This window comes from Variovorax sp. 05T418 (genome assembly GCF_056396385.1).
The window spans coordinates 50,599-73,614 of the sequence record NZ_JBFTLJ010000020.1 but is presented as its reverse complement, the minus strand read 5'-3'; the positions used below and the strand labels follow the sequence as shown (position 1 = coordinate 73,614).

Annotated in this window: 23 protein-coding genes and 1 riboswitch; of the genes, 7 read left to right on the top strand and 16 right to left on the bottom strand. The window is 67.1% G+C overall.

What is annotated here, in order from left to right; translation table 11 throughout:
* Window positions 1–40: 40 nt before the first annotated feature.
* The gene (locus tag AC1DMS_RS28490; RefSeq protein ID WP_278878493.1) at window positions 41–826 is read left to right on the top strand and encodes a DUF72 domain-containing protein; all 786 of its coding nucleotides are present in this window, start codon (window positions 41–43) and stop codon (window positions 824–826) included.
* A gap of 13 nt (window positions 827–839) precedes the next feature.
* Here the strand turns inward: AC1DMS_RS28490 and AC1DMS_RS28485 are convergent, their stop codons facing one another.
* Window positions 840–1,355, bottom strand: a complete 516-nt coding sequence (locus AC1DMS_RS28485) for a bactofilin family protein (RefSeq protein WP_015868023.1) — start codon at window positions 1,353–1,355, stop codon at window positions 840–842.
* Window positions 1,356–1,490: 135 nt separating this feature from the next.
* Here AC1DMS_RS28485 and AC1DMS_RS28480 point away from each other — a divergent pair, with 135 nt between their 5' ends.
* Window positions 1,491–2,423 carry an ion transporter gene (locus AC1DMS_RS28480; RefSeq protein WP_018903424.1) on the top strand — a complete coding sequence of 311 codons (933 nt, stop codon included), beginning with the start codon at window positions 1,491–1,493 and terminating at the stop codon, window positions 2,421–2,423.
* Here the strand turns inward: AC1DMS_RS28480 and AC1DMS_RS28475 are convergent.
* The 4 genes from AC1DMS_RS28475 to AC1DMS_RS28460 all read right to left on the bottom strand — a co-directional run bounded on the left by AC1DMS_RS28475 (window position 2,368) and on the right by AC1DMS_RS28460 (window position 5,453).
* Window positions 2,368–2,958, bottom strand: a complete 591-nt coding sequence (locus tag AC1DMS_RS28475) for an IMPACT family protein (RefSeq protein WP_369663874.1) — start codon at window positions 2,956–2,958, stop codon at window positions 2,368–2,370. The genes AC1DMS_RS28480 and AC1DMS_RS28475 overlap by 56 nt on opposite strands.
* Before the next feature lie 37 nt (window positions 2,959–2,995).
* Window positions 2,996–3,583 (bottom strand): methionine biosynthesis protein MetW, encoded by a 588-nt coding sequence (metW, locus tag AC1DMS_RS28470; RefSeq protein ID WP_015868026.1) that lies wholly within the window; start codon window positions 3,581–3,583, stop codon window positions 2,996–2,998.
* The gene (metX, locus tag AC1DMS_RS28465; RefSeq protein WP_478182022.1) at window positions 3,580–4,755 is read right to left on the bottom strand and encodes a homoserine O-succinyltransferase MetX; all 1,176 of its coding nucleotides are present in this window, start codon (window positions 4,753–4,755) and stop codon (window positions 3,580–3,582) included. The genes metW and metX overlap by 4 nt, the downstream gene beginning before the upstream one ends.
* Window positions 4,756–4,889: 134 nt before the next feature.
* A complete protein-coding gene (locus tag AC1DMS_RS28460; protein ID WP_015868028.1) occupies window positions 4,890–5,453 on the bottom strand; it encodes a TMEM165/GDT1 family protein in 564 nt (187 codons plus the stop codon).
* 6 nt (window positions 5,454–5,459) lie between these two features.
* Window positions 5,460–5,644: riboswitch (yybP-ykoY riboswitch) on the bottom strand.
* Between the two features lie 263 nt (window positions 5,645–5,907).
* Here AC1DMS_RS28460 and AC1DMS_RS28455 point away from each other — a divergent pair.
* Window positions 5,908–6,459, top strand: coding sequence for an RNA recognition motif domain-containing protein (locus tag AC1DMS_RS28455; protein ID WP_478182021.1), 552 nt, complete (start codon window positions 5,908–5,910; stop codon window positions 6,457–6,459).
* An 80-nt stretch (window positions 6,460–6,539) separates the two neighbouring features.
* On the opposite strand, the gene AC1DMS_RS28450 is transcribed toward AC1DMS_RS28455, so the two are convergent.
* From AC1DMS_RS28450 to AC1DMS_RS28435, 4 genes are read right to left on the bottom strand one after another with little or no spacing between them, the layout of a single operon-like run.
* A complete protein-coding gene (locus AC1DMS_RS28450; RefSeq protein ID WP_436288279.1) occupies window positions 6,540–7,322 on the bottom strand; it encodes an SDR family oxidoreductase in 783 nt (260 codons plus the stop codon).
* Window positions 7,323–7,329: 7 nt separating this feature from the next.
* Window positions 7,330–7,965 (bottom strand): LPS export ABC transporter periplasmic protein LptC, encoded by a 636-nt coding sequence (gene lptC / locus AC1DMS_RS28445; RefSeq protein WP_015868031.1) that lies wholly within the window; start codon window positions 7,963–7,965, stop codon window positions 7,330–7,332.
* A complete protein-coding gene (locus AC1DMS_RS28440; RefSeq protein ID WP_369663877.1) occupies window positions 7,962–8,510 on the bottom strand; it encodes a KdsC family phosphatase in 549 nt (182 codons plus the stop codon). Before AC1DMS_RS28440 ends, lptC begins: the two co-directional genes overlap by 4 nt.
* The gene (locus AC1DMS_RS28435; RefSeq protein WP_015868033.1) at window positions 8,510–9,508 is read right to left on the bottom strand and encodes a KpsF/GutQ family sugar-phosphate isomerase; all 999 of its coding nucleotides are present in this window, start codon (window positions 9,506–9,508) and stop codon (window positions 8,510–8,512) included. The genes AC1DMS_RS28440 and AC1DMS_RS28435 overlap by 1 nt, the downstream gene beginning before the upstream one ends.
* Window positions 9,509–9,595: 87 nt before the next feature.
* Between AC1DMS_RS28435 and AC1DMS_RS28430 the strand changes: the two genes are divergently transcribed.
* The gene (locus tag AC1DMS_RS28430; RefSeq protein ID WP_018903420.1) at window positions 9,596–11,581 is read left to right on the top strand and encodes a monovalent cation:proton antiporter family protein; all 1,986 of its coding nucleotides are present in this window, start codon (window positions 9,596–9,598) and stop codon (window positions 11,579–11,581) included.
* A 22-nt stretch (window positions 11,582–11,603) separates the two neighbouring features.
* Here AC1DMS_RS28430 and AC1DMS_RS28425 read toward each other — a convergent pair whose 3' ends face one another.
* The 7 genes from AC1DMS_RS28425 to rpmH form a co-directional block, all read right to left on the bottom strand.
* Window positions 11,604–12,563 (bottom strand): hypothetical protein, encoded by a 960-nt coding sequence (locus tag AC1DMS_RS28425; RefSeq protein WP_478182020.1) that lies wholly within the window; start codon window positions 12,561–12,563, stop codon window positions 11,604–11,606.
* A 95-nt stretch (window positions 12,564–12,658) separates the two neighbouring features.
* Complete coding sequence (locus AC1DMS_RS28420) at window positions 12,659–13,123, bottom strand: Crp/Fnr family transcriptional regulator (protein WP_015868036.1); 465 nt, start codon at window positions 13,121–13,123, stop codon at window positions 12,659–12,661.
* A 90-nt stretch (window positions 13,124–13,213) separates the two neighbouring features.
* Complete coding sequence (mnmE, locus tag AC1DMS_RS28415) at window positions 13,214–14,632, bottom strand: tRNA uridine-5-carboxymethylaminomethyl(34) synthesis GTPase MnmE (RefSeq protein ID WP_478182019.1); 1,419 nt, start codon at window positions 14,630–14,632, stop codon at window positions 13,214–13,216.
* Between the two features lie 69 nt (window positions 14,633–14,701).
* Window positions 14,702–16,399 carry a membrane protein insertase YidC gene (gene yidC, locus AC1DMS_RS28410; RefSeq protein WP_015868038.1) on the bottom strand — a complete coding sequence of 566 codons (1,698 nt, stop codon included), beginning with the start codon at window positions 16,397–16,399 and terminating at the stop codon, window positions 14,702–14,704.
* Window positions 16,396–16,683, bottom strand: a complete 288-nt coding sequence (gene yidD, locus AC1DMS_RS28405; RefSeq protein WP_015868039.1) for a membrane protein insertion efficiency factor YidD — start codon at window positions 16,681–16,683, stop codon at window positions 16,396–16,398. Before yidD ends, yidC begins: the two co-directional genes overlap by 4 nt.
* Complete coding sequence (locus tag AC1DMS_RS28400) at window positions 16,680–17,105, bottom strand: ribonuclease P protein component (protein ID WP_018903417.1); 426 nt, start codon at window positions 17,103–17,105, stop codon at window positions 16,680–16,682. The genes yidD and AC1DMS_RS28400 overlap by 4 nt, the downstream gene beginning before the upstream one ends.
* A gap of 101 nt (window positions 17,106–17,206) precedes the next feature.
* On the bottom strand, window positions 17,207–17,341 hold the full coding sequence (gene rpmH / locus AC1DMS_RS28395) for a 50S ribosomal protein L34 (protein WP_007834827.1): 135 nt from the start codon (window positions 17,339–17,341) through the stop codon (window positions 17,207–17,209).
* A 287-nt stretch (window positions 17,342–17,628) separates the two neighbouring features.
* Here rpmH and dnaA point away from each other — a divergent pair, with 287 nt between their 5' ends.
* From dnaA to gyrB, 3 genes are all read left to right on the top strand, one after another.
* Window positions 17,629–19,008 (top strand): chromosomal replication initiator protein DnaA, encoded by a 1,380-nt coding sequence (dnaA, locus tag AC1DMS_RS28390; protein ID WP_012745166.1) that lies wholly within the window; start codon window positions 17,629–17,631, stop codon window positions 19,006–19,008.
* 89 nt (window positions 19,009–19,097) lie between these two features.
* A complete protein-coding gene (gene dnaN / locus AC1DMS_RS28385) occupies window positions 19,098–20,204 on the top strand; it encodes a DNA polymerase III subunit beta (protein WP_012745167.1) in 1,107 nt (368 codons plus the stop codon).
* Between the two features lie 134 nt (window positions 20,205–20,338).
* A complete protein-coding gene (gyrB, locus tag AC1DMS_RS28380; RefSeq protein WP_012745168.1) occupies window positions 20,339–22,963 on the top strand; it encodes a DNA topoisomerase (ATP-hydrolyzing) subunit B in 2,625 nt (874 codons plus the stop codon).
* The last annotated feature ends 53 nt before the right edge of the window (window positions 22,964–23,016 follow it).

Sequence of the window (23,016 nt, the reverse complement as noted above, 5' to 3'; positions counted from 1 at the left end):
AGCGCGCGTAGAGTGCGGCGATCTCAACCCGGAGCGCAATGTGAGCAAGGCAGCATCGACTCGGATCAAGGTGGGCATCGGCGGCTGGACCTACGAGCCCTGGCGCGACAACTTCTATCCCAAGGGGCTCGCGCAGGCGAAGGAGCTGCGCTATGCGAGCCGGCAGGTGAGCGCCATCGAGATCAACGGCACCTACTACAGCACCTTCAAGCCCGAGACCTTCCGCAAATGGCACGACGAGGTGCCGGAAGACTTCGTGTTCTCGATGAAGGCCTCGCGCTTTGCCACCAACCGCAAGGTGCTGGCCACGGCGGGCGATTCGATCAAGCGCTTCATCGACAGCGGCGTGAGCGAGCTCGGCGACAAGCTCGGCCCGATCGTGTGGCAGTTCATGCCCACGAAGCCTTTCGATGCGGAAGACTTCGAGGCCTTTCTCGAGCTGCTGCCCAGGAAGGAAGGCAGCCGCGCGCTGCGCCACGTGATGGACGTGCGGCACCCGAGCTTCATCACGCCCGGCTACCAGGCGCTCGCGAAGAAGCACAAGGTCTCGACGGTGTTCACCGACGCCGACAAGTTTCCTTCATTCGAGGAGCCCGAAGGCGACTTCGCCTATGCGCGGCTCATGATGGCCGACGCCAAGCTCAAGACCGGCTATGCGCCGAAGGCGCTCGACGCCTGGGCCGAGCGCGCACAGCGTTGGGCCGAAGCACCCAGGAAGCGCGACGTGTTCGTCTACTTCATCAACGGCGCCAAAGAGAAAGCACCGGCCGCGGCCGGTGCCTTGCTGGAGCGCCTGGGTTGGAAGCCGCCCGAAGAGGCGGCCTGAGCCGAAAGCCTGATCAGGCTGCGGCTTGCAGCGACGGCTTGGCGCCGAAGCTGATTTCGCCCGAAAGCTGGCCGCCTTCCTCGATCACGATCTTGCCGTAGCGGATCTTGCCGGTGACCTTGCCGGTCGAGTGGATCACGAGCTTTTCGCGCACCGTGAGGTTGCCGTCGAACACGCCGCGGATCTCGGCGATGTCGATCTCGGCCGAGCCCTTGAACTCGCCCTGTTCGGCGATCTGCATCAGGCGCGAGTCCATGGTCGCTTCGACCAGGCCTTCGACCACGAGCGTGTCGCAATCGGTGATCTCGACGCCCTTAAGCTTGATGTTGGGGCCGACGGTGAGCTTGCTGCCGCCTTCCTTGGCCGGTGCGGCCGCTGCGGAGAGGCCCCCTTGCTGCGCGGTCAGCGACGAAGGATTGACGGGCGAGCCCGAGAGATTGGTGCCCGAGCCCACCAACGGCGCGGGGCGAGAGGTCAACGAGTCGGTATCACGATCACGCTTGCCGAAAAAGGGGGACTGTGTGGCCAATGGGGAGCTCCTCAACAAAACGACTATCGTAAGAACCCGCTCGCGGCCTGCGGCACTTCATTGCGCAATAAACGTAACCGAATAAATCCCGCGGCGCCCGACAATGACACTCTCCAGTGACCCCGGCCCCGCAAGATGACCCGATCGAACACCGCGCCTGCCGCCCGGAGCCTCGCGATCTCCTCGACCATCGATTCGCGCTTCGACAAGCCTGCCAGCGGCTGGCGGCGCCGGCTGTTCACGGTGATCTTCGAGGCCGACACGCGCGCGGGCCTGCTGTTCGACCTGGCCTTGATCGCGGTGATCGTGGCCAGCGTGCTGGTGGTGATCCTCGACAGCGTGCAGTCGATCCGCGAGCAGTGGCGGCCCGTGTTCAACGTGCTCGAATGGGTGTTCACCATTTTGTTCACGCTCGAGTACATCGCGCGGCTCGCCTGCGTGAACAAGCCGCTGCGCTATGCGCTGAGCTTCTACGGCGTGATCGACCTGCTCGCGCTGCTGCCGACCTTCCTGGTGGCGCTCGCGCCCGAGCTCGCCTACCTGATCGACGTGCGCATTCTTCGGCTTTTGCGCGTGTTCCGCATCTTCAAGCTCTCGCGCTATTCGGTGGAATACCGCGCGCTGGTCTCGGCCGTGGCCGCGAGCCGCCGCAAGATCACGGTGTTCGTGGGCTTCGTGATGCTGGTGGTGCTGGTGATGGGCACGCTGATGTATGTGGTGGAAGGCCCGCAGCACGGCTTCACCAGCATTCCGGTGGCGATCTACTGGGCCATCTCGACCATGGCCACCGTGGGTTTCGGCGACCTCGTGCCCAAGACGGACCTCGGCCGCGCGGTTGCCTCGGTGATGATGCTGCTGGGCTGGGGCGTGCTCGCCGTGCCGACCGGCATCGTGACGGCCGAGATGGCGCGGCGCGGTCCCGACGACGATACGCCAGTGCCCGTGGCGCTCGCGCCGCGCGGCGTGCTGGCGATGGCGCCGCCCTCGGCCGTGGCCGCACCGGCGCGCCGGCTCACGCCTGCGGCCAGACGGCGCGACCTTGCGCAGCATCGTCGAGGCGGGCGATGAAGGCATCCGCGTCGGGCTCGGGCAGCGTGAAGGTGAAGTCCACCGCATCGCCATGCCGCACATCGACCAGCGACGCGCCGGGCGCCGCGGCAATTTCGCGCCGTACCAGTCCTTCGAGCGCATAGGGCACGGCGCATTGCAGCAGCCGCTGGCGCACCAGCGGCACCAGCGTGGCCCCGAGGCAGGCCTGCGCCACCGCGTCGGTGTAGGCCCGCACGAGTCCGCCCGCGCCCAGCTTGATGCCGCCGAAGTACCGCACCACCGTGGCAAGCACGCCTTCGAGCTGCTGGTGCCGCAGCACTTCGAGCATGGGGCGCCCGGCCGTGCCGCCCGGCTCGCCGTCGTCGTTGGCGGCCGACTGGCCGCCCGCCATGAGCGCCCAGCAGACATGCGCGGCGGCGGGATGCTCGCTGCGCAGGGATGCCACCACGGCCAGGGCCGCGGCCCGGTCGGCCACCGGCTGCACGCAGCCGATGAAGCGGCTCTTCTTGATCAGCAGCTCGCTGTGCGCCGGTTGCGAGAGCGTGAAGCTCATGGAGCAGCCGTTGTTTTCAGTCGGGGCGCGGAATCGCTCAGCGCTCCCGCTCGAACTTGAACACGGCTGTGCCCGCGCGCGCGTTGGGCAGCCAGCGCACGCTGCGGCCTTCCTGCACGCCGAAGGCATCGAGCACGCGCAGGCTGTTCTTCTGTGCCAGCACCTCGAAATCCTTGAAGGTGCCGACCCGGATGTTGGGCGTGTCGTACCACTGGTAGGGCAGGCGGCGCGTCACCGGCATGCGGCCGCGCGCAATGCTGATGCGGTTGGGCCAGTGCGCGAAATTGGGAAAGGCCACGATGCCGATGCGGCCCACGCGCGCGGTTTCGCGCAGCATGATCTCGGCGTTTCGCAGATGCTGCAGCGTGTCGATCTGCAGCACCACGTCGAACGAGGCGTCGTCGAACATCGCCAGGCCTTCGTCGAGGTTCAGCTGGATCACGTCGACGCCACGGCGGATGCACTGCAGCACGTTGCCGTCGGCAATTTCCACGCCGTAGCCGGTGCAGCCGCGCTCGCGCTGCAGCAGGTCGAGCAGGGCGCCGTCGCCGCAGCCGAGGTCGAGCACGCGCGCGCCCTCGGGCACGAGGTTGGCAATGAGCCGCTGGGTCTGGATGTCGCTCACGACGCGCTCCCTTCGGCCTGGATCTCGTGCGCCACGCGATCGAAGTAGGAGCGCACCACGCCCATGTAGCGCACGTCGTCGAGCAGGAAGGCGTCGTGCCCGTGCGGCGCGTCGATCTCGGCGTAGCTCACGTTGCGGCGGTTGTCCAGCAGCGCCTTCACCAGCTCGCGGCTGCGCGCGGGCGAGAAGCGCCAGTCGGTCTTGAAGCTCACGAGCAGGAACTTGGCCGTGGCGCCGGCGAATGCCGCACTGAGGTTGCCGCCATGCGAACGCGCGGGGTCGAAGTAGTCGAGCGCCCGCGTGATCAGCAGGTAGGTGTTGGCGTCGAAGTATTCGCTGAACTTGTCGCCCTGGTAGCGCAGGTAGCTCTCGATCTGGAACTCGACGTCCTGCGTGGAATAGCGGTAGTCGAGCCCCGCCGCCTCGCCTTCGACCGCGCTGCGCAGGATGCGGCCGAACTTCGCGTTCATGACGTCGTCGCTCAGGTAGGTGATGTGGCCGATCATCCGCGCGATGCGCAGGCCCCGCTTGGGGATCACGCCGTGCTCGTAGAAATGGCCGCCGTGGAAGTCGGGGTCGGTGACGATGGCGCGGCGCGCCACTTCGTTGAAGGCGATGTTCTCGGCCGTGAGGTTGGGCGCGCTGGCCACCACCACGGCATGCCGCACGCGGTCGGGGTACTGCAGCGTCCACGACAGCGCCTGCATGCCGCCCAGGCTGCCGCCCATCACGGCCGCGAGCGTGCGGATGCCGAGCGCATCGAGCAGCGCCGCCTGCGCATCGACCCAGTCTTCGACCGTGACCACCGGAAAGTCCGCGCCATAGACGCGGCCGGTGGCGGGATCGACGTGCATCGGGCCGGTGGAGCCGAAGCAGGAACCCAGGTTGTTCACGCCGATCACGAAGAAACGGTCGGTGTCGACCGGCTTGCCCGGGCCCACCATGTTGTCCCACCAGCCTTCGGACCGCGCCTGGCCTTTGTAGGTGCCGGCCACATGGTGCGAGGCATTGAGCGCATGGCACACCAGCACCGCGTTGCTGCGCTCGGCGTTCAGGGTGCCGTAGGTTTCGTAGGCGAGCGTGTAGCTGCCGAGCGACGCGCCGCTGCGCAGGGCCAGCGGGCCTTCGAACTGCATCGACTGCGCAGTGACGACCAAGGGAGGTGACGACATCAATGAAAAAACCCGGCCTCGCCAAAAACGAGCCGGGTTGCTTGTTCGCCAACTGGACTGTCTTTAGCTGAATTTATTAAGCGCCCGCAAGCTGAAGCAAATCGGCGCAGCCGGCAGTATATCGCCCCGCCGCGCTACCAGCCGACGATCATCACGATGCCGAGCACGAGGAAGATCGCGGCCGAGACGCCGTGCACCAGCTTGATGGGCACGCGCCGTACGATCTTCTCGCCGAGCCACACCACCGGTGCGTTGGCCAGCATCATGCCGAGCGTCGTGCCGGCGACCACCCAGACGTAGTCCTGCGTGAAGCGGGCGGCCAGCATGACGGTGGCGATCTGGGTCTTGTCGCCCATTTCGGCCAGGAAGAACGCGACCAGCGTGGTGCCGAAGACCCCGTAGTGGCTGGCCGCGGGCGCGTCGTCTTCGTCGAGCTTGTCGGGAATCAGCATCCACGCCGCCATGGCGATGAACGAGCCGCCCAGGATCCAGCGCAGCACGTCGGGCCCGAGCCAGTGGGTGATCCAGTTGCCGACCGCGCCGGCCAGCGCGTGGTTGACGATGGTGGCGGCGAAGATCCCGAGCACGATCGGCCAGGGTTTCCGGAAACGCGCCGCGAGCAGAAGAGCCAGCAGTTGGGTCTTGTCGCCCATTTCGGCGAGCGCAACCACGCCGGTTGCAACGAGAAAAGCTTCCATGAAAGAGAGGGTTCCTTGGGCCGAAGGACGCAATTGACCGTGCAACACCTTCGGCCGTATTCCCGAAGTTGCACGGTCAAAGGTCTCGCCAGGTGTGTTCACTGCACGCGCCATGTCCTGTGGGGCAGGACAAGTCTGTTGACGCGGGCCCTTCTCGCGATGGAAGGCGGCTACTCCCCAATGACGGGTCGGATTCTACCTGCTGCGCCGCAGCCACCGGCCGGGTTTGTAAGCATGCGCTAGCTTTCTGTAAATTTTTCGAGGCCCTACAGGATGCAGCAAATTACTGCTTGCATTTCACGTATTTCACCCATAATGCACGAGCCTCCCTCTTCATTTTGCCGGGGAGGAAGTTCGGTGATCGGTCAGTTTCGCGCGACTCGACGGCTCTCGTTTGAGTGATGCTTTCGGGACTCCATCGCTTTTCTTGCTATGTGTTTATAGGAGTCCCTTGATGGGCAACAAACTGTATGTCGGCAACCTGCCTTACTCGGTGCGCGACAGTGATCTCGAACAGGCTTTTGGACAATTCGGCGCGGTGACCAGCGCCAAGGTCATGATGGAACGCGACACGGGCCGCTCGAAGGGCTTCGGCTTCGTCGAGATGGGCAGTGACGCGGAAGCGCAAGCGGCCATCAATGGCATGAACGGCCAGCCGCTCGGCGGCCGCAGCGTCGTCGTCAACGAAGCACGTCCCATGGAAGCACGTCCGCCCCGCAGCGGTGGCGGCGGCTACGGCGGCGGCGGTGGTGGTTATGGCGGCGGTGGTGGCGGTGGCTACGGCGGCGGTGGTGGTGGTGGCTACGGTGGTGGCGGCGGTGGCCGCTCCGGCGGTGGTGGCGGCTATGGCGGCGGTGGCGGTGGCGGTGGCCGCTCCGGCGGCGGTGGTGGTGGCGGCGATGGCGGCTTCCGCAGCCCCTACGGTGCCGGCCCCCGTGGCGGTGGCGGCGGTGGCCGCTCCGGCGGTGGTGGTGGCTACGGCGGCGGCGGCAACAGCGGCTACTGAACGCTGCATCCCGTCACGCACAAGTAAAAAAGGCTCCTCAGGGAGCCTTTTTCATTGGAGCCGCCGCTCCGGCGAAGTCATCAGCTTTCGCCGCTGCGCTTCTTGCGGGCGCGGCCCTGCACGGCGCGGTCGAGCAGCGCATTCGGCAGCATGCGCATCAGCTTGGCGACCACGCCCATCTGCCAGGGAATCACGCGGTAGCTGGTGCCCGCCTCGATGGCGCGCAGCGCCTGGTCGGCAAAGTCCCGGGTCTTCATGAGAAAGGGCATGCCGTAGCGGTTGCCCTGGGTCAGCGGCGTGTCGATGTAGCCGGGGCAGAGCGTGACGACCTTGACGCCGCTGTTGTGCAGTTCGCCGCGCAGGCTCTCGCAGTACGCGACCACGCCCGCCTTGCTGGCGCAGTAGGCGCCGTGCCCCGGCAGCCCGCGAATGGCCGCGACGCTCGCGATGCCGACCAGCCGGCCGCTGCCGCGCTGCCGCATCGCGGCCACGAAAGGATGGAAGGTGGCCATCAGGCCGACGTTGTTGGTGGCGAAGGTCCGGGCCATCACCTCGATGTCCTCGCGCTCTGCGGTGTCGATGCCCACGCTGATGCCGGCGTTGGCAATCACCACGTCGGGCAGGCCCTGGCGCGCGATGCAGGCGGCGCCGGCGGCCACGATGCTGTCGGTTTGCGCGACGTCCGCGCCATAGACCTGGTAGCGGGCGGGGTCCAGCTGGCGCTCGCCGGCCCAGGATTCGATCTCCGCGGTGCGCCGCGCCACCAGCGCCAGGCGGTAGCCCGCCTCGTAGAAGCTGGCGGCCAGGGCCTGGCCGATGCCGCTCGATGCGCCGGTGATGAAGACAAGCGGAGACGGGCTCATGCGCAGTTCAGCGCGGCTTGCCGGCCGCCGAGGGAATCAGTACGCCGCGCACCCGGCCGGTCAGGTTGGCGACGCCGCTCAGGTTGTCGTAGTCGAGGTGGTCGGCGGTGAACTGGTCGCTGCCGCGGATGAGCGTGACCGGCTTGTTCGAGGTCACGCGCTCGGTATCGAGGAAGGCGTGCAGGAAATCGCCGCGGAACTCCAGGCGCGGCGTGGACTTGCCGCTGGGCCCCACCACCGGGTCGCGGATGACGATGGCGTTGCCGAAGAGCTGGATCTCGCTGCCGTCGGAGTTCGAGATGCCGCGATTGGCCGTCGCGTGGGTGGTGTAGCCCTGCGGCGAAACGGAGCGCATGCGCACGTCGTCGACCTCGACGGTGTCGGTGTCGGGGTAGTGCCGGCCTTCCTTGCCATGGAGTTCGCTGCGCAGGTCGCCGTTGGGCAGGAAGTTCTTGATCACGAAGCCGCGCATGAAATAGTCGGGCTCGTGCGTGGGCGCGGCCTTGGCGGTGGGTGCGAGCAGCTTGGGCGCGTTGCGCACCAGCCAATAAGTGCCGAGCGCAACCGCCGCCGTGAGAATGATGGGCAGGTAGATGGTGGCGCGGTCGAGCACGTCGCGCAGCAGGTTCCAGGCACGCTTCATTGCCTCGGACCCCGGGCGGCGTCGAGCAGGCGGCGGTACTGGCCGCAGGCCGTCAGCAGCAGATCGCAGAACTCGCGCGCCGCGCCTTCTCCGCCGCGTGCGCGCGTGACGTAGTTGACCGCCTGGCGCACTTCGGCATGCGCATTGGCGGGCGCGGCCGCAAAGCCGGCGCGCGCCAGCACGGGCAGGTCGGGCCAGTCGTCGCCGATGGCCGCGGCCTGCAGCCAGCTGAAACCGAGCTCCTCGAGCATGGCCTGGGCCGCGGGCAGCTTGTCTTCGGTGCCGTAGCGCACGTGCTGGATGCCCAGCGCTTCGAGCCGCACGCGCAGCGGCTTGGAGTCGCGCCCGGTGATCACCGCCGGCGTGATGCCCGCCAGGCGCAGCAGCTTGAGGCCGTAGCCGTCCAGGATGCTGAAGCGCTTGAGGGTTTCGCCGTGCTCGGTGAAATACACGCCGCCATCGGTCAGCACGCCGTCGATGTCGAAGAACGCGATGCGCACGTCCTGCGCCGCGAGCAAGGTCTCGGCCTGGAAGTCGATCGGCATCAGATGACCTTCGCGCGCATCAGGTCGTTGATGCTGAGCGCGCCGATCAGGAGCCCCTCGGGGTCGACGATGAGCACGCTGGTGATGCGGTGTTCTTCCATCAGCTCGGCCGCCTCGACCGCCAGCGCCTCGGCGCGCAGCGTGCGCGGGCCGGGGTGCATCACGTCGGCGGCGGTGAGGCCGCGCAGGTCGCCGCCGGTCTCGACCTGGCGGCGCAGGTCGCCGTCGGTGAAGATGCCGATGGCGCGGCCTTGCGCGTCGACCACGGCGGTGGCGCCCAGGCCCTTGGAGCTCATCTCGCGCATCAGCTCGCTGAGCGTTGCAGTGGGCGCCACGCGCGGCACCTCGTCGCCCGAGCGCATCACGTCGCTCACATGCGTGAGCAGCTTGCGGCCGAGCGCACCGCCGGGGTGCGAGCGCGCGAAGTCCTCGGAGCCGAAGCCGCGCGCGTCGAGCAGCGCCACTGCCAGCGCATCGCCCATCGCCATCTGGGCGGTGGTGCTTGCGGTGGGGGCGAGGTTGAGCGGGCAGGCCTCCTTGGCCACGCCGGCGTCGATCACGATGTCGGCGTGGCGCGCGAGGGTGGAATCGGTGCGGCCGGTCATCGCGATGAGGGGCACGCCCTGGCGCTTGACCACCGGCAGGATCACGGTGAGCTCGTCGACCTCGCCGCTGTTGGAGATGGCCAGCACCAGGTCGACCGGCTTGATCATGCCGAGATCGCCGTGGCTCGCTTCGGCCGGGTGGACGAACATGGCCGGCGTGCCGGTGGAGGCCAGGGTCGCCGCGATCTTGCGGCCGACGTGGCCGCTCTTGCCCATGCCCATGACGACCACGCGGCCGCGCACGTCCAGGATCTTGCGCACGGCCTCGACGAAGCTCGGACCCACGCGCGACTTCAGGCCGATCACGGCATCGGACTCGATGTCGAAGGTGGCGCGCGCCCGCGCCAGGATTGCGTCGGCGTCGACCACGGGGGGCAGGGGAGCTGAACTCATCGGCGGATTTTACGGGCCGGCCGGCGCGCGCCGCCGCTCGATGCAAGCCGCACGTTCGGGGCATGGACATTGCTCTAGCATCCGGCAATGTCCTCGTTCGATCTCACGCTGATGTATTTGCTGGCCGCAGTGCTCGGCGTGGTGGTTTGCCGCTCGCTGAAACTGCCGCCGATGCTGGGCTATCTGTCGGCCGGCGTGCTGATCGGGCCGCATGCGCTGGCATTGGCGCAGAACTCCGAAGCCATCCGCCATCTCGGCGAATTCGGCGTGGTGTTCCTGATGTTCGTGATCGGGCTCGAATTCAGCCTGCCCAAGCTGCGCGCCATGCGCAAGCACGTGTTCGGCCTGGGCCTGCTGCAGGTGCTGCTGACCATGGCCATTGCCACCGCCGGGGCGCTCGCCATCGCCTCGCAGCTCCCTCCGGCCTGGCGGCTCGGGTGGCAGACGGCGCTGGCGCTGTCGGGCGCCCTCACGATGAGCAGCACCGCGATCGTGGTCAAGCTGATGGCCGAGCGGCTCGAGCTCGAGAGCGAACACGGCAAGCGCGTGATGGGCGTGCTGCTGTTCCAGGACCTGGCGGTGGTGCCGCTGCTGGTGCTGATTCCCGCGCTGGGCGCGCCGCCCGAGGCGCTGGCCAAGGCGATCGGCCTGGCGCTCGTGAAGGCCACGCTGCTGATCGGCGTGCTGCTCTATGGCGGCCCGCGCATCATGCGCTGGTGGCTCACGCTCGTTGCGCGGCGGCGCAGCGAGGAGCTCTTCATCCTGAACGTGCTGCTGGTCACGCTCGGCCTGGCCTGGCTCACCGAACTGGCCGGCCTGAGCCTGGCGCTGGGCGCCTTCATCGCCGGCATGCTGGTGTCGGAGACCGAATACAAGCACCAGGTCGAAACCGACATCCGTCCGTTCCACGACGTGCTGCTGGGCCTGTTCTTCATCACGGTGGGCATGTCGCTCGACTGGCACATCGTGGTGCAGCGCTGGGCGCTGGTGGCCGTGCTGCTGCTGCTGCCGCTGGCGTTCAAGCTGGCGCTGGTGACGCTGCTGGCGCGGGTGCTGGGCGCCACCGCGGGCGTGTCGCTGCGCACCGGCCTCTACCTGGCGCAGGCCGGCGAATTCGGCTTTGTGCTGCTGGCGCTGGCGCAGGAGCGCAGCCTGCTGCCGCCGTGGCTGGCCAACCCGGTGCTGGCGTCGATGGTGCTGTCGATGCTCGCCACGCCCTTCATCGTGATGTACACCAACGCCATCGTGCGCAAGCTGGTGGCGAGCGACTGGCTCCAGCAATCGCTGCAGATGACCACGATCGCGCGCAAGACCATCAATACCGCCAAGCACGTGATCATCTGCGGCTACGGGCGCTGCGGCCAGAACCTGGCGCGCATCCTGGAGCGCGAAGGCATTCCCTACATGGCGCTGGACCTCGACCCCGACCGTGTGCGCCAGGCCGCAGCGGCGGGCGATTCGGTGGTGTTCGGCGACGCGGCCCGGCTGCAGGCGCTGATGGCGGCCGGCCTGGCGCGCGCCAGCGCCGTGGTCGTGACCTATCTCGACGTGCCGGGTGCCATGAAGGTGCTGGCCAACATCCGCTCCCACGCGCCGCAGGTGCCGGTGATCGTGCGCACGCAGGACGACCTCGACCTCGAGAAGCTGCAGGCCGCCGGCGCGACCGAGGTGGTGCCCGAGGCCATCGAGGGCTCGCTGATGCTCGCGAGCCATGCGCTGGCGCTGGTCGGCGTGCCGATGCGGCGCGTGATCCGCGTGGTGCAGGACCAGCGCGATGCGCGCTACAACCTGCTGCGCGGCTACTTCCACGGCGCGGACGACGACAACGCCGACGAGCTCGACCACGAGCGGCTCAACACCTTCACGCTCACGCCCGGCGCCCGCGCCGTCGGCCAGACCCTGGCGCGGCTGGCGCTCGACAGCCTGGGCGTGCGCGTCGCCAGCCTGCGCCGCCACGACGGCCAGAACCAGGTGTTCACCGACGACACGGTGCTGACCGACGGCGACACGCTCGTGCTGTGCGGCAAGCCCGCCGCGCTGGCCGTGGCCATCGAGCGGCTGCAAAAGGGCTGAGCCCCTGCGCCGCAGCGCGCGCTCAGTTCACCAGGGTGGGGTTGCGCTTTTCTTCCTCGATGCGCTGCTGCCGGCGCACGGCTTCGCACTGCGCATGCGGCTTGTATTCGGGCTTGAGGCACTGCGCGGCCATGCACTGGGCCTTCGCGATGAAGTTCCGGTCGCCGCAGAGGGCCTGGGGATCGGTGGGCGCTGCCGCCGCCGGGGGCGAGGGCGGCACGGCGGCGGGAGCCGGTGCGGGATCGGCCATGGCGCCGGCCTGCAAGGGTGCCGCCGGTGCCGGCTTGCGGGACTTGGCGGTGGCGGCTGGCGGCTTGTTATTGGCTGCCGCAGGCGTGTCGCTTGCCGCAGCTGGTGCGGCCGTCCCCGTGGCCGGCGCTTCGGCGGCCGGAGGTTCCGGCAGCGCCGCAGCGGCCGGCTCGGGCAACGGGACGGGCGGCGCAGCAGGCGCTGCTGCGGCAGCAGCCGGCGTCGCTTCGGACGGCTTGCCGGTCCCGTAGCCGTACCAGCCGGCGGCGATCATGAGCAGGCCCACCGCCAGCAGCGCCCCCCACAGCCACATGCCGCGGGAGCGCGAAGGCTTCTTTTGCGCCTCGGCGCCGGAAGACCGCCGCGTCCTGCTCCCGGAAGAAGAAGCAGAAGAAGATTTCTTCCTCGCACGGCCCTCCCGCGGCCGCGAAGGCAGCCGCCCGGAAGACCCCGGCGCAACGATGACAGTCTTGTCCTCGTCCGGCAGGCTCGCGCTCGCGGAAGAGGCCGCGGAAGCCGCGTAGGCACCGGCTTCGAACAGCCCGCCCGGAATGGTGGGCGCACGCAGTTGCGCGGGCGCCGTGGCGGCCCACTCGCGCTCCGATCTGCTGCCGGGCGGCGGAGGCGGCGCCATCGGCGCGGGTGCCGCAGGGGCCAGCTTGCCGCCGCAGCCGCGGCAGAAATTGGCGCCGGCGCGGTTCTCCGCGCTGCACACCGGACAGATCAAGGCCATGACGACGGACTTCTAGGGAAAAACGATTTCAGAAAAAACTGGCGGCGAAGAGCCGTCGAGGGCCGAATTCGAGGCGCGAAGCGGCAGGCCGGTGCTCAGGTCACCGCAACGCGCTTGGAGCGGTGTGCCATGCGCTTGGCGATCACCGCGCCGAGCCCCATGGCAATCTCCAGGGCCAGGTTGGGCTGCCGGTTCGACATTTCCGCGAAACGGATTGCCGTGAGGCGCCACACGCGGCCCGCGCCGGTGACCACCACGTTGGCGGAGTGCGGCTGGCGCGAGAAGAAGGAGCCTTCGCCCACCACCGATCCGGGCATGAGCACGGCCAGCTTCATCTGTTCCTTGCTGCTCACGCGGTGCACGCTGATGGCGCCGCTCTCGAGGAAGTACACCGACCGGTCGTGCGTGCCCTGCTCGATGAGAACGTCCCCCACGCCGGTGTCGATGGGCTGCAGGTAGCCCGCCAGCGTTTCCCACTGCTGTACGTTGAGCGTCAACGCGAAGGCGTCGCTGCTGCTGTTGTTGTCCGCGATTGCGCGGCTCAGGTTCTGGATGGACATGCTTTTCTCAACCCCCGCATCTGTGCCGGAGTATCCGCGAAGGGCGCGGTTTTCGGCTACAACTCTTTACGTTTTTCGGGCGAGCTGTCGCTATTTGCCGATACAGAAGCGAGAAAAGATGACGCCCAGCAGGTCGTCGGCGCCGAATTCGCCGGTGATTTCGTTCAGTGCGTTCTGTGCAAGGCGAAGCTCCTCGGCCAGCAGGTCGAGCAGCTGCGCCTGCGCCGCCAGATGGCTCGCGGCCAGCGCCAGGTGCGTTTCCACCTGGCCCAGCGCCTGCACATGGCGCGCCCGCGCCAGGTAGACGCCCTCGGGCACGGCCTGCCAGCCGGCCATGGCCAGCAGCTGTTCGCGCAGCGCCTCGATGCCGAGGCCGGTCTTGGCGGACAGGGCGATGCCTTGTTGGGCCGCACCCGCCGTCTCCGGCATTGGCGCGGCGTCCTGCTTGTTCCAGACATCGAGCACCGGCACGCTCGCGGGCAGCTTGTGTTGCAGCACGCGCAGGATCTCGGCGTCGGCGGCGGCGTACTCGGGCTGGCCGGTGCGTGTCAGGTCGTGCAGGAACAGCACGGCATCGGCGCCCTCGATCTGGCCCCAGGCGCGGGCCACGCCGATCTGTTCGACCTCGTCGCTGCTTTCGCGCAGGCCGGCCGTGTCCACCACGTGCAGCGGCACGCCGTGGATCTGGATGGTCTCGGACACCACGTCGCGCGTCGTGCCCGCCACCGCGCTCACGATGGCCAGCTCGGCGCCGGCCAGCGCATTGAGCAGCGAACTCTTGCCCGCATTGGGCTGGCCCGCAATGACCACCTTGATGCCTTCGCGCAGCAGCGCACCTTGTTTGGCGCGCTGCTGAACTGCCGCGAGCTGCGCCTGCAGCTTCGCCAGCTGCCCCGTCGCATCGGCCTTCTGGAGAAAGTCGATTTCCTCTTCCGGAAAGTCGAGCGTCGCCTCCACCAGCATGCGCAGGCGGATCAGCGCATCGCGCAGCGCGTGGATCTCGCGCGAAAAGGCACCCGACAGCGAACGCCCGGCGCTGCGCGCGGCCGCCTCGGTGCTGGCGTCGATCAGGTCGGCAATGGCTTCGGCCTGGGCGAGGTCGATCTTGCCGTTGAGAAAGGCGCGCTGGCTGAACTCGCCCGGCTCGGCCACGCGCAGGCCCGGCAGGCGCGGCCGGCCGGTGACGGGATCGGCCTCGGCGGCGGCTTCGAGGCAGCGCGCCAGCAGCAGCTGCAGCACGACCGTTCCGCCATGGGCCTGCAGTTCGAGCACGTCTTCGCCCGTGAACGAATGGGGCGAGGGAAAGTGGATGGCCAGGCCGTGGTCGACCGGCTCGCCGGCCGCATCGCGAAAGGGAAGGTAGGTGGCTTCGCGCGGCTTCAGCGGCCGGCCGCAGAGCGCGTCGACCAGCGGCGCGAGCCGGGCGCCCGACACCCGCACGATGCCGACCGCCCCGCGCCCCGAGGCGGTGGCGATGGCGACGATGGGATCGGTGGTGCGGGCGAGCATGGTGCGGATTCTTTCAGCAAAAAGGGCCGCTGACGCGGCCCTTCGGGGATGGTTCGGAGCGCGGGCGGGCTACTTGGTGCCCAGCACGCCCAGCCGCTTGTTGATGAACCACTGCTGCGCGATCGACAGCACGTTGTTGGTGATCCAGTACAGCACCAGGCCGGCCGGGAAGAAGATGAACATCACGCTGAACGCGAGCGGCATGATCCACATCAGCTTGGCCTGCATCGGATCGGGCGGCGTCGGGTTGAGCCAGGTCTGGAACAGCGAGGTGAGCGTCATCACGACCGGCAGGATGTACCAGGGGTCCGGTGCCGACAGGTCGGTGATCCAGCCGATCCACGGCGCGTGGCGCATTTCGACCGACGACAGCAGCACCCAATAGAGCGCGATGAACACCGGGATCTGGATCACGATCGGGAAGCAGCCGCCCATCGGATTGACCTTCTCGGTCTTGTAGATCCGCATCATTTCCTGCTGCATTTCCTGCGGCTTGTCCTTCAGCCGCTCGCGCATTTCCATGATCTTGGGGTTGATGGCCTTCATCTTGGCCATGCTTGCGTAGGCCTTGGCATTGAGCCAGTAGAAGGCCGCCTTCAGCAGCACCACCAGCGCCACGATGGCCCAGCCCCAGTTGCCCAGGATGCCGTGCAGCTGCGTGAGCAGCCAGTACAGCGGCTTGGAGATGATCGCGAAGATGCCGTAGTCCTTGACCAGGTCCAGGCCCGGCGCGATGGCTTCGAGCTTCTTTTCTTCCTCGGGGCCGGCGAACAGCGCGCTGTTCACGACCTGCGTGGCGCCCGGAGCGATCTTCGGCAGCGTCGCCACCATGGCGACGGTGTAGAGGTTGTCGCCCAGGTCCTTCACGCGGAACTCGCGGCGCAGCTGTTCGCTGGCCGGGTCGCCCTTGAGCAGCCAGGCCGACGCGAAGTAATGCTGCACCATCGCGATCCAGCCGTCGTTGGCGGGCGGCGGCGGCTCGATCTTGCCCTTGGCAATGTCCTTGAAGTCGAGCTTGTGGAACTTCTTCTCGTTGGTGTAGGCGGCCGGGCCGGTGAAGGTGTTGGTGCCGAACATGGTGCCGGCGGCCACGGTGCCGTGGCGCAGCAGCTGCATGTAGAGCTGCGCATCGCGCGGCTGGTCGCTCACGTTGACGACTTCATGGCGCACGCCGATGGCGTAGTCGCCGCGCTTGAAGACGTAGGTCTTGACGTATTTCAGGCCGCCGACCGGCGCGCTTTCGAAGCTCACTTCCAGCGTGTTCTGGCCTTCGGCCATTTCGCGCGGACCGGCCTTGGGCGCCATCGGCGTCAGGTGGTTGGGGAAGCGCTCGCCCGAATCGACCGGGTTCAGCAGGCCGGTCTGCGCCACGTAGCGGGTGGCCGGCGAGGCGTTCTCGAACAGCACGACGTGCTTGGTGCGGTCGGCCTCGTCGTACTTGAGCAGTTCGAGGTAGTTGACCGTGGCGCCTTCGCTGTCGATCACCGCCTTGAACAGGTCGGTGGTCACGTTGACCTGCTCGCGCGGCGCGGCCGCGGCGGCCTGCGTGGGCACGGCGCCCGCGCTGCCCGTGGCGGCGGACGCGCTGGGCACGCCGTTGCCGGCAGCGGGTGCGGCGGCGCCCGCCGGAGCGGAGGCCACGGCGGCCGGCTTGCTCGAGGGCAGGAAGGTCGGCTTGTTGCCGTTGAAGACCTGCCATTGGTCCCACAGCAGCACCAGCGAGAAACCAAAAATCACCCACAGGATCGTGCGGCGGATATCGTTCATGACGAAGACTTCTTGTCGGAGGAGAGGAGAGACGAAAACAGTGAGCCTGACTTGTCAGTACGACACTGTGATGCCGGAGGAACCGGATCGTGCCCGCCCTGGCACCAGGGCTGGCAGCGCGCGATGCGGTGCAGCGTGAGATAGCTGCCCTTGAGCGCGCCGTGCACTTCCAGCGCCTCGATCGAATACACCGAGCAGGTCGGCGTGAAGCGGCACGACTGGCCGAGCCAGGGGCTCAGCAGCAGGCGATAGCCCTTCACGAGGCCGATCAGCAGGCGTTTCATGTGGAGGAGGAAGAGGGAGAAGAGGGCGCGGCCGGAGCCGCCGGCGCACGCGCGGCGCGCGCCAGCAGCTGCTGGAGCTCGGCCCGAACGGCCGCCTTGAGCTTGTCCGAAGAGGCGCTCACGAACTCCTTGCGGTCGAAACCCGCGCGCAGGCGCACCACGTGCGCAGCACGCGGCAGGCCGGTGTCGGGCGCAGCGCTCACGGTGTAGATCTGGCGCTTGATGGCATTGCGCGTGACCGCACGGCGCGCCCAGCGCTTGGGCACCATGGCGCCCAGCCAGACATCGTCGGACGCGAACAGCGGCTGTGCGCTCGACGAAAGATCGAGCGCACAGCGATGCAATGCGAAATGAGCAGTGCGCGCCACGGTGGCACCTGCGAGGACGGCCTGGAATTGCGCGCGGGTCTTGAGCCGCTGCATGGAAACCGAGCCGAGTCCGCCGTTACGGGTCGGGCCAGAAGCGCTGGCTGCAGGAGCTGGCGCTGGCGGTTCGGCTGCTGGCAACGGCAGGCGGGCTGCCGTCAGACGGCCAGGCGCTTGCGGCCCTTGGCGCGGCGTGCGTTGATGACGGCACGGCCGCCGCGGGTCTTCATGCGGACCAGAAAGCCGTGGGTACGGGCGCGGCGGACTTTGGATGCTTGGTATGTGCGTTTCATGATGGTTCCTGATTCCCTGTTTCCGCAGGCGAAAAAGCCGCGGGCGCCGGAGAGCGTGTTTCGGATTGGCCCCCGAAAGACGCAATGAGGTTTTCAGGGAAACCCGCAATTATCGCAAACATTCGGCCCCTGAACAATCTTCGACTGGATTTGCGGGCCTTTCGCCGCCGCCGGCGGCGTGTGGATAAGGTTTTGACAAGTTAGAATGCGAGGCGCCTTCAGCAGAGAATATCCACAATACATATACCAAAAAATGCCCGAGGGTTTCACCATTTTTTCAAGCGCCCATGTCCACTGACGGCATCGGCGAAAGCCTCTGGCAGGCCTGCGTCGACCAGCTCGCGCAGGAGCTGTCCGAGCAGCAGTTCAACACCTGGATCAAGCCCCTGACAGCGCAGGTCGCGGACGACCTTTCGCGCATGACGGTGTTCGTTGCCAACCGCTTCAAGCTCGACTGGATCCGGGCCCAGTACGCCGGCAAGATCGCCGCCATGGCCGAGAAGATGTACGGCCAGCCGGTCGCAGTTGAGTTAGCGCTTGCTCCGCGAGAAGCGCCCGTGCGCTCTGCCCCGGTTGCCGTGCTGGCCGAAACCGACGTGCCGCGTGACGTGGCCGGCCCGGGCGAGGAGCCCGCCAACGCCGGCTTCAAGAACCGGCTCAATTCGGGCCTCACCTTCGACACCCTGGTGGAGGGCACGGCCAACCGCATGGCGCGCGCCGCCGCCATGCACGTGGCCGGCATGCCAGGCCACCTGTACAACCCGCTGTTCATCTACGGCGGCGTCGGCCTGGGCAAGACCCACCTGATGCACGCGGTGGGCAACCGGCTGCTGGCCGACCGCCCGGATTCCAAAGTTCTCTACATCCATGCCGAGCAGTTCGTCTCGGATGTGGTCAAAGCCTATCAGCGCAAGACTTTCGACGAGTTCAAGGAGCGCTACCACTCGCTCGACCTGCTCCTGATCGACGATGTGCAGTTCTTCGCCAACAAGGACCGCACGCAGGAAGAATTCTTCAATGCGTTCGAGGCCCTGCTGGCCAAGAAGTCGCACATCGTGATGACCAGCGACACCTATCCCAAGGGCCTGGCCGACATCCACGAGCGGCTGGTCTCGCGCTTCGATTCGGGCCTCACGGTGGCCATCGAGCCGCCCGAGCTCGAAATGCGCGTGGCCATCCTGATCAACAAGGCGCGTGCCGAATCGGCCGAAATGCCGGAAGAAGTGGCCTTCTTCGTTGCCAAGAACGTGCGCTCCAACGTGCGCGAGCTCGAAGGCGCGCTGCGCAAGATCCTGGCCTACTCGCGCTTCAACCAGAAGGAGATCTCGATCGCCCTGGCGCGCGAGGCGCTGCGCGACCTGCTGTCGATCCAGAATCGGCAGATCTCGGTCGAAAATATCCAGAAGACGGTGGCCGACTACTACAAGATCAAGGTCGCCGACATGTACAGCAAGAAGCGCCCGGCCAGCATTGCGCGGCCGCGGCAGATCGCGATGTACCTGGCCAAGGAGCTCACGCAGAAGAGCCTGCCCGAAATCGGCGAGCTGTTCGGCGGGCGCGACCACACGACGGTGCTACACGCGGTGCGCAAGATCTCGGGCGAGCGCCAGCAGCTCACCGAGCTCAACCAGCAGCTGCACGTGCTCGAGCAGACGCTCAAGGGCTGATCCCGGATGTCGCCAGGCATGCCCCTCGCAACAGCGGAGAATGGCGTCTCAATGGCGGATTCAAAGAGATAAGAGAAGAGGAAGAAGACATGATCGTTTTGAAGGCAACCCAAGACAAGGTCCTCGCCGCGCTGCAGTCGGTGGCTGGCATCGTGGAGCGGCGCCACACCTTGCCGATCCTGGCCAACGTGCTGATCCGCAAGACCGGCGGCCAGCTGCAGCTGACCACCAGCGACCTCGAGATCCAGATCCGCACCACGGCCGAGCTCGGCGGCGATGAAGGCAACTTCACCACCACCATCGGCGCGCGCAAGCTGATCGACATCCTGCGCACCATGCCGGCCGACCAGACCGTGAGCCTCGAATCGAGCGCGAGCAAGCTGGTGCTCAAGGGCGGCAAGAGCCGCTTCACGCTGCAGTCGCTGCCGGCCGAGGACTTTCCGCTGGTGCAGGAAGCCGCCAACTTCGGCCCCGTGTTCAGCGTGCCGCAAAAGACGCTGAAGGACCTGCTCTCGCAGGTTTCCTTTGCCATGGCCGTGCACGACATCCGCTACTACCTGAACGGCATCCTGTTCGTGGCCGAAGGCAAGCAGCTGAGCCTGGTGGCCACCGACGGCCACCGCCTGGCGTTCTCGTCGGCCACGCTCGACGTCGAGGTGCCGCGCCAGGAAGTCATTCTTCCGCGCAAGACCGTGCTCGAGATGCAGCGCCTGCTGTCGGACGCCGAAGGCGCCATCGAGATGCAGTTTGCGAACAACCAGGCCAAGTTCAGCTTTGGCGGCATGGAGTTCGTCACCAAGCTGGTCGAGGGCAAGTTCCCCGACTACAACCGCGTGATCCCCAAGAACCACAAGAACAGCGTCACGCTCGGCCGCGCGCCGCTTCTGGCCAGCCTGCAGCGCACCGCCATCCTGACGAGCGAGAAGTTCAAGGGCGTGCGCCTGAACATCGAGCCCGGCACGCTGCGCATCGCGTCGAACAATGCCGAGCAGGAAGAGGCCCAGGACGAACTCGACATCGACTACGGCGGCGACGCCATCGAGATCGGCTTCAACGTGACCTACCTGATCGACGCGCTGTCCAACATGGACCAGGACATGGTCAAGCTGGACCTGGCCGACTCCAACAGCTCGGCCCTTTTGACCATCCCCGAGAACGCATCCTTCAAGTACGTCGTGATGCCGATGCGAATCTAGAAGCCAGAAAACACAGCGCCTTGCGCAGACAGCCCGCGGCCCTCCGCGGGTTTGCGCTTTCAAGAGGCAGGAAAAACCGGCTCCGAGAGCCCGAGAAATCCCGTGAATGCCGTGAGAGATAGAGGAATATCCGAATGAGTGCAGAAGAGAACAAGCCCGAAGTACCCCACACCGAGCCGGTCTACACGCCCGAGATCGAGAGTGCGGTACCGATCGAGATCACGCCCGCCGACACCAGCTACGGCGAAGGCTCGATCACGATCCTCGAAGGGCTCGAGGCGGTGCGCAAGCGCCCCGGCATGTACATCGGCGACACCTCCGACGGCACGGGCCTGCACCACCTGGTGTTCGAGGTGGTCGACAACTCCATCGACGAGGCGCTGGCCGGGCATTGCGACGACATCGTCGTGACCATCCACACCGACAACTCGATCTCCGTCACCGACAACGGCCGCGGCATTCCCACGGGCGTGAAGATGGACGACAAGCACGAGCCCAAGCGCTCGGCCTCCGAAATCGCGCTCACCGAGCTGCATGCGGGCGGCAAGTTCAACCAGAACAGCTACAAGGTGTCGGGCGGCCTGCACGGCGTGGGCGTGAGCTGCGTGAACGCGCTGAGCGTGATGCTGCGTCTGGTGGTGCGGCGCGAAGGCAAGATCCACGAGCTCGAATTCAGCCGCGGCTTCGTGCAGAACCGCCTGATCGAGACCGTGAACGGCGTCGAGGTGTCGCCGATGCGGATCATCGGGGAGACCGACAAGCGCGGCACCGAAGTCCACTTCCTGCCCGACACCGAGATCTTCAAGGAGAACGCCGATTTCCACTATGAAATCCTCTCCAAGCGGCTGCGCGAGCTGAGCTTTTTGAACAACGGCGTGCGCATCCGCCTGAAGGACGAGCGCAGCGGCAAGGAAGACGACTTCTCGGGCGCCGGCGGCGTCAAGGGCTTTGTCGATTTCATCAACAAGGGCAAGACCGTCCTGCACCCCAACGTGTTCTACGCAATGGGCGAGAAGCCGGCCGACACCTACGGCGGCATCCCGGGCACGCACATCGGCGTCGAAGTGGCGATGCAGTGGAACAGCGGCTACAACGAGCAGGTGCTGTGCTTCACCAACAACATCCCGCAGCGTGACGGCGGCACCCACCTCACGGGCCTGCGCGCCGCGATGACCCGCGTCATCAACAAGTACATCGAAGAAAACGAGTTCGCCAAGAAGGCCAAGGTCGAAGTCACCGGCGACGACATGCGCGAAGGCCTGTGCTGCGTGCTGAGCGTGAAGGTGCCCGAGCCCAAGTTCTCGAGCCAGACCAAGGACAAGCTGGTGTCCAGCGAAGTGCGCGCGCCGGTGGAAGACATCGTCGGGCGCCTCCTGACCGACTACCTGCAGGAGCGCCCGAACGACGCCAAGATCATCTGCGGCAAGATCGTCGAGGCCGCCCGCGCCCGCGAGGCTGCGCGCAAGGCCCGCGAGATGACGCGCCGCAAGGGCGTGCTCGATGGCATGGGCCTGCCCGGCAAGCTGGCCGACTGCCAGGAAAAGGATCCCGCGCTGTGCGAGGTCTACCTGGTGGAGGGCGACTCCGCCGGCGGCTCCGCCAAGCAGGGCCGCGACCGGAAGTTCCAGGCCATCCTGCCGCTGCGCGGCAAGATCCTGAACGTGGAAAAGGCGCGCTACGAGAAGCTGCTCACCAGCAACGAAATCCTCACCATGATCACGGCCCTGGGCACCGGCATCGGCCGTGCCGGCGCCACCAGCGCGGGCGGCGGGGCGGACGACTTCAACGTCGCCAAGCTGCGCTACCACCGCATCATCATCATGACCGACGCCGACGTCGACGGCGCCCACATCCGCACGCTGCTGCTCACCTTCTTCTACCGGCAGATGCCGGAGCTGGTCGAGCGCGGCCACATCTACATCGCGCAGCCGCCGCTGTACAAGGTGAAGGTCGGCAAGGAAGAGCAGTACCTGAAGGACGGCCCCGCGCTGGACGCCTTCCTGCTCAAGGTGGCGCTGAAGGACGCGAGCATCGAGACCGGCGGCCCCAACTCGACCACCCTCTCCGGCGACACGCTGGCCGAGCTCGCGCGCAAGCACCAGCTGGCCGAAGCCGTGATCGCGCGGCTGCGCAACTTCATGGATGCCGAGGCCCTGCGCGCCATTGCCGACGGCGTGGCGCTCGATCTCGACACCACGCCCGCGGCCGAAGCCTCGGCCGTGGCGCTGCAGGCCAAGCTGCGCGAGCTCAACACCACCGGCGTGCCGGCCGAGGTAAGCAGCGAATTCGACGCCCGCACCGACAAGCCGCTCCTGCGCATCAGCCGCCGCCACCACGGCAACATCAAGAGCAGCGTGCTCACGCAGGACTTCGTGCACGGCGCCGACTACGCCGCGCTCGCCGAAGCCGCCAACACCTTCCGCAACCTCCTGAGCAGCGAAGGCGCCACCGTCCGCCGCGGCGAAGGCGAACGCGCCAAGGAAGAAAAGGTGGCCGACTTCCGCATCGCCATGAAGTGGCTCATCGGCCAGGCCGAAAACGCGACCTCGCGACAGCGCTACAAGGGCCTGGGCGAAATGAACCCCGCACAGCTGTGGGAAACCACCATGGACCCGACCGTGCGCCGCCTGCTGCGCGTGCAGATCGACGACGCGATCGAAGCCGACCGCGTGTTCACGATGCTGATGGGCGACGAGGTCGAGCCGCGCCGCGAATTCATCGAGCAGAACGCGCTGCGGGCGGCGAATATCGACGTCTGATCGCTGAAGAAATCCGACAGCGTCGGTGAAACAAAAAAGAGCGCCCGGCATTG

What these genes read in the sequence shown, in the direction of transcription:
- AC1DMS_RS28480 (WP_018903424.1), top strand. Translation starts at nt 1,491, where the DNA reads ATGACCCGATCGAACACCGCGCCTGCCGCCCGGAGCCTCGCGATCTCC.
- AC1DMS_RS28475 (WP_369663874.1), bottom strand. Translation starts at nt 2,958, where the DNA reads ATGAGCTTCACGCTCTCGCAACCGGCGCACAGCGAGCTGCTGATCAAG.
- metX (WP_478182022.1), bottom strand. Translation starts at nt 4,755, where the DNA reads ATGTCGTCACCTCCCTTGGTCGTCACTGCGCAGTCGATGCAGTTCGAA.
- AC1DMS_RS28460 (WP_015868028.1), bottom strand. Translation starts at nt 5,453, where the DNA reads ATGGAAGCTTTTCTCGTTGCAACCGGCGTGGTTGCGCTCGCCGAAATG.
- AC1DMS_RS28455 (WP_478182021.1), top strand. Translation starts at nt 5,908, where the DNA reads ATGGGCAACAAACTGTATGTCGGCAACCTGCCTTACTCGGTGCGCGAC.
- AC1DMS_RS28450 (WP_436288279.1), bottom strand. Translation starts at nt 7,322, where the DNA reads ATGAGCCCGTCTCCGCTTGTCTTCATCACCGGCGCATCGAGCGGCATC.
- lptC (WP_015868031.1), bottom strand. Translation starts at nt 7,965, where the DNA reads ATGAAGCGTGCCTGGAACCTGCTGCGCGACGTGCTCGACCGCGCCACC.
- AC1DMS_RS28440 (WP_369663877.1), bottom strand. Translation starts at nt 8,510, where the DNA reads ATGCCGATCGACTTCCAGGCCGAGACCTTGCTCGCGGCGCAGGACGTG.
- AC1DMS_RS28435 (WP_015868033.1), bottom strand. Translation starts at nt 9,508, where the DNA reads ATGAGTTCAGCTCCCCTGCCCCCCGTGGTCGACGCCGACGCAATCCTG.
- AC1DMS_RS28430 (WP_018903420.1), top strand. Translation starts at nt 9,596, where the DNA reads ATGTCCTCGTTCGATCTCACGCTGATGTATTTGCTGGCCGCAGTGCTC.
- AC1DMS_RS28425 (WP_478182020.1), bottom strand. Translation starts at nt 12,563, where the DNA reads ATGGCCTTGATCTGTCCGGTGTGCAGCGCGGAGAACCGCGCCGGCGCC.
- AC1DMS_RS28420 (WP_015868036.1), bottom strand. Translation starts at nt 13,123, where the DNA reads ATGTCCATCCAGAACCTGAGCCGCGCAATCGCGGACAACAACAGCAGC.
- mnmE (WP_478182019.1), bottom strand. Translation starts at nt 14,632, where the DNA reads ATGCTCGCCCGCACCACCGATCCCATCGTCGCCATCGCCACCGCCTCG.
- yidC (WP_015868038.1), bottom strand. Translation starts at nt 16,399, where the DNA reads ATGAACGATATCCGCCGCACGATCCTGTGGGTGATTTTTGGTTTCTCG.
- yidD (WP_015868039.1), bottom strand. Translation starts at nt 16,683, where the DNA reads ATGAAACGCCTGCTGATCGGCCTCGTGAAGGGCTATCGCCTGCTGCTG.
- AC1DMS_RS28400 (WP_018903417.1), bottom strand. Translation starts at nt 17,105, where the DNA reads ATGCAGCGGCTCAAGACCCGCGCGCAATTCCAGGCCGTCCTCGCAGGT.
- rpmH (WP_007834827.1), bottom strand. Translation starts at nt 17,341, where the DNA reads ATGAAACGCACATACCAAGCATCCAAAGTCCGCCGCGCCCGTACCCAC.
- dnaA (WP_012745166.1), top strand. Translation starts at nt 17,629, where the DNA reads ATGTCCACTGACGGCATCGGCGAAAGCCTCTGGCAGGCCTGCGTCGAC.
- dnaN (WP_012745167.1), top strand. Translation starts at nt 19,098, where the DNA reads ATGATCGTTTTGAAGGCAACCCAAGACAAGGTCCTCGCCGCGCTGCAG.
- gyrB (WP_012745168.1), top strand. Translation starts at nt 20,339, where the DNA reads ATGAGTGCAGAAGAGAACAAGCCCGAAGTACCCCACACCGAGCCGGTC.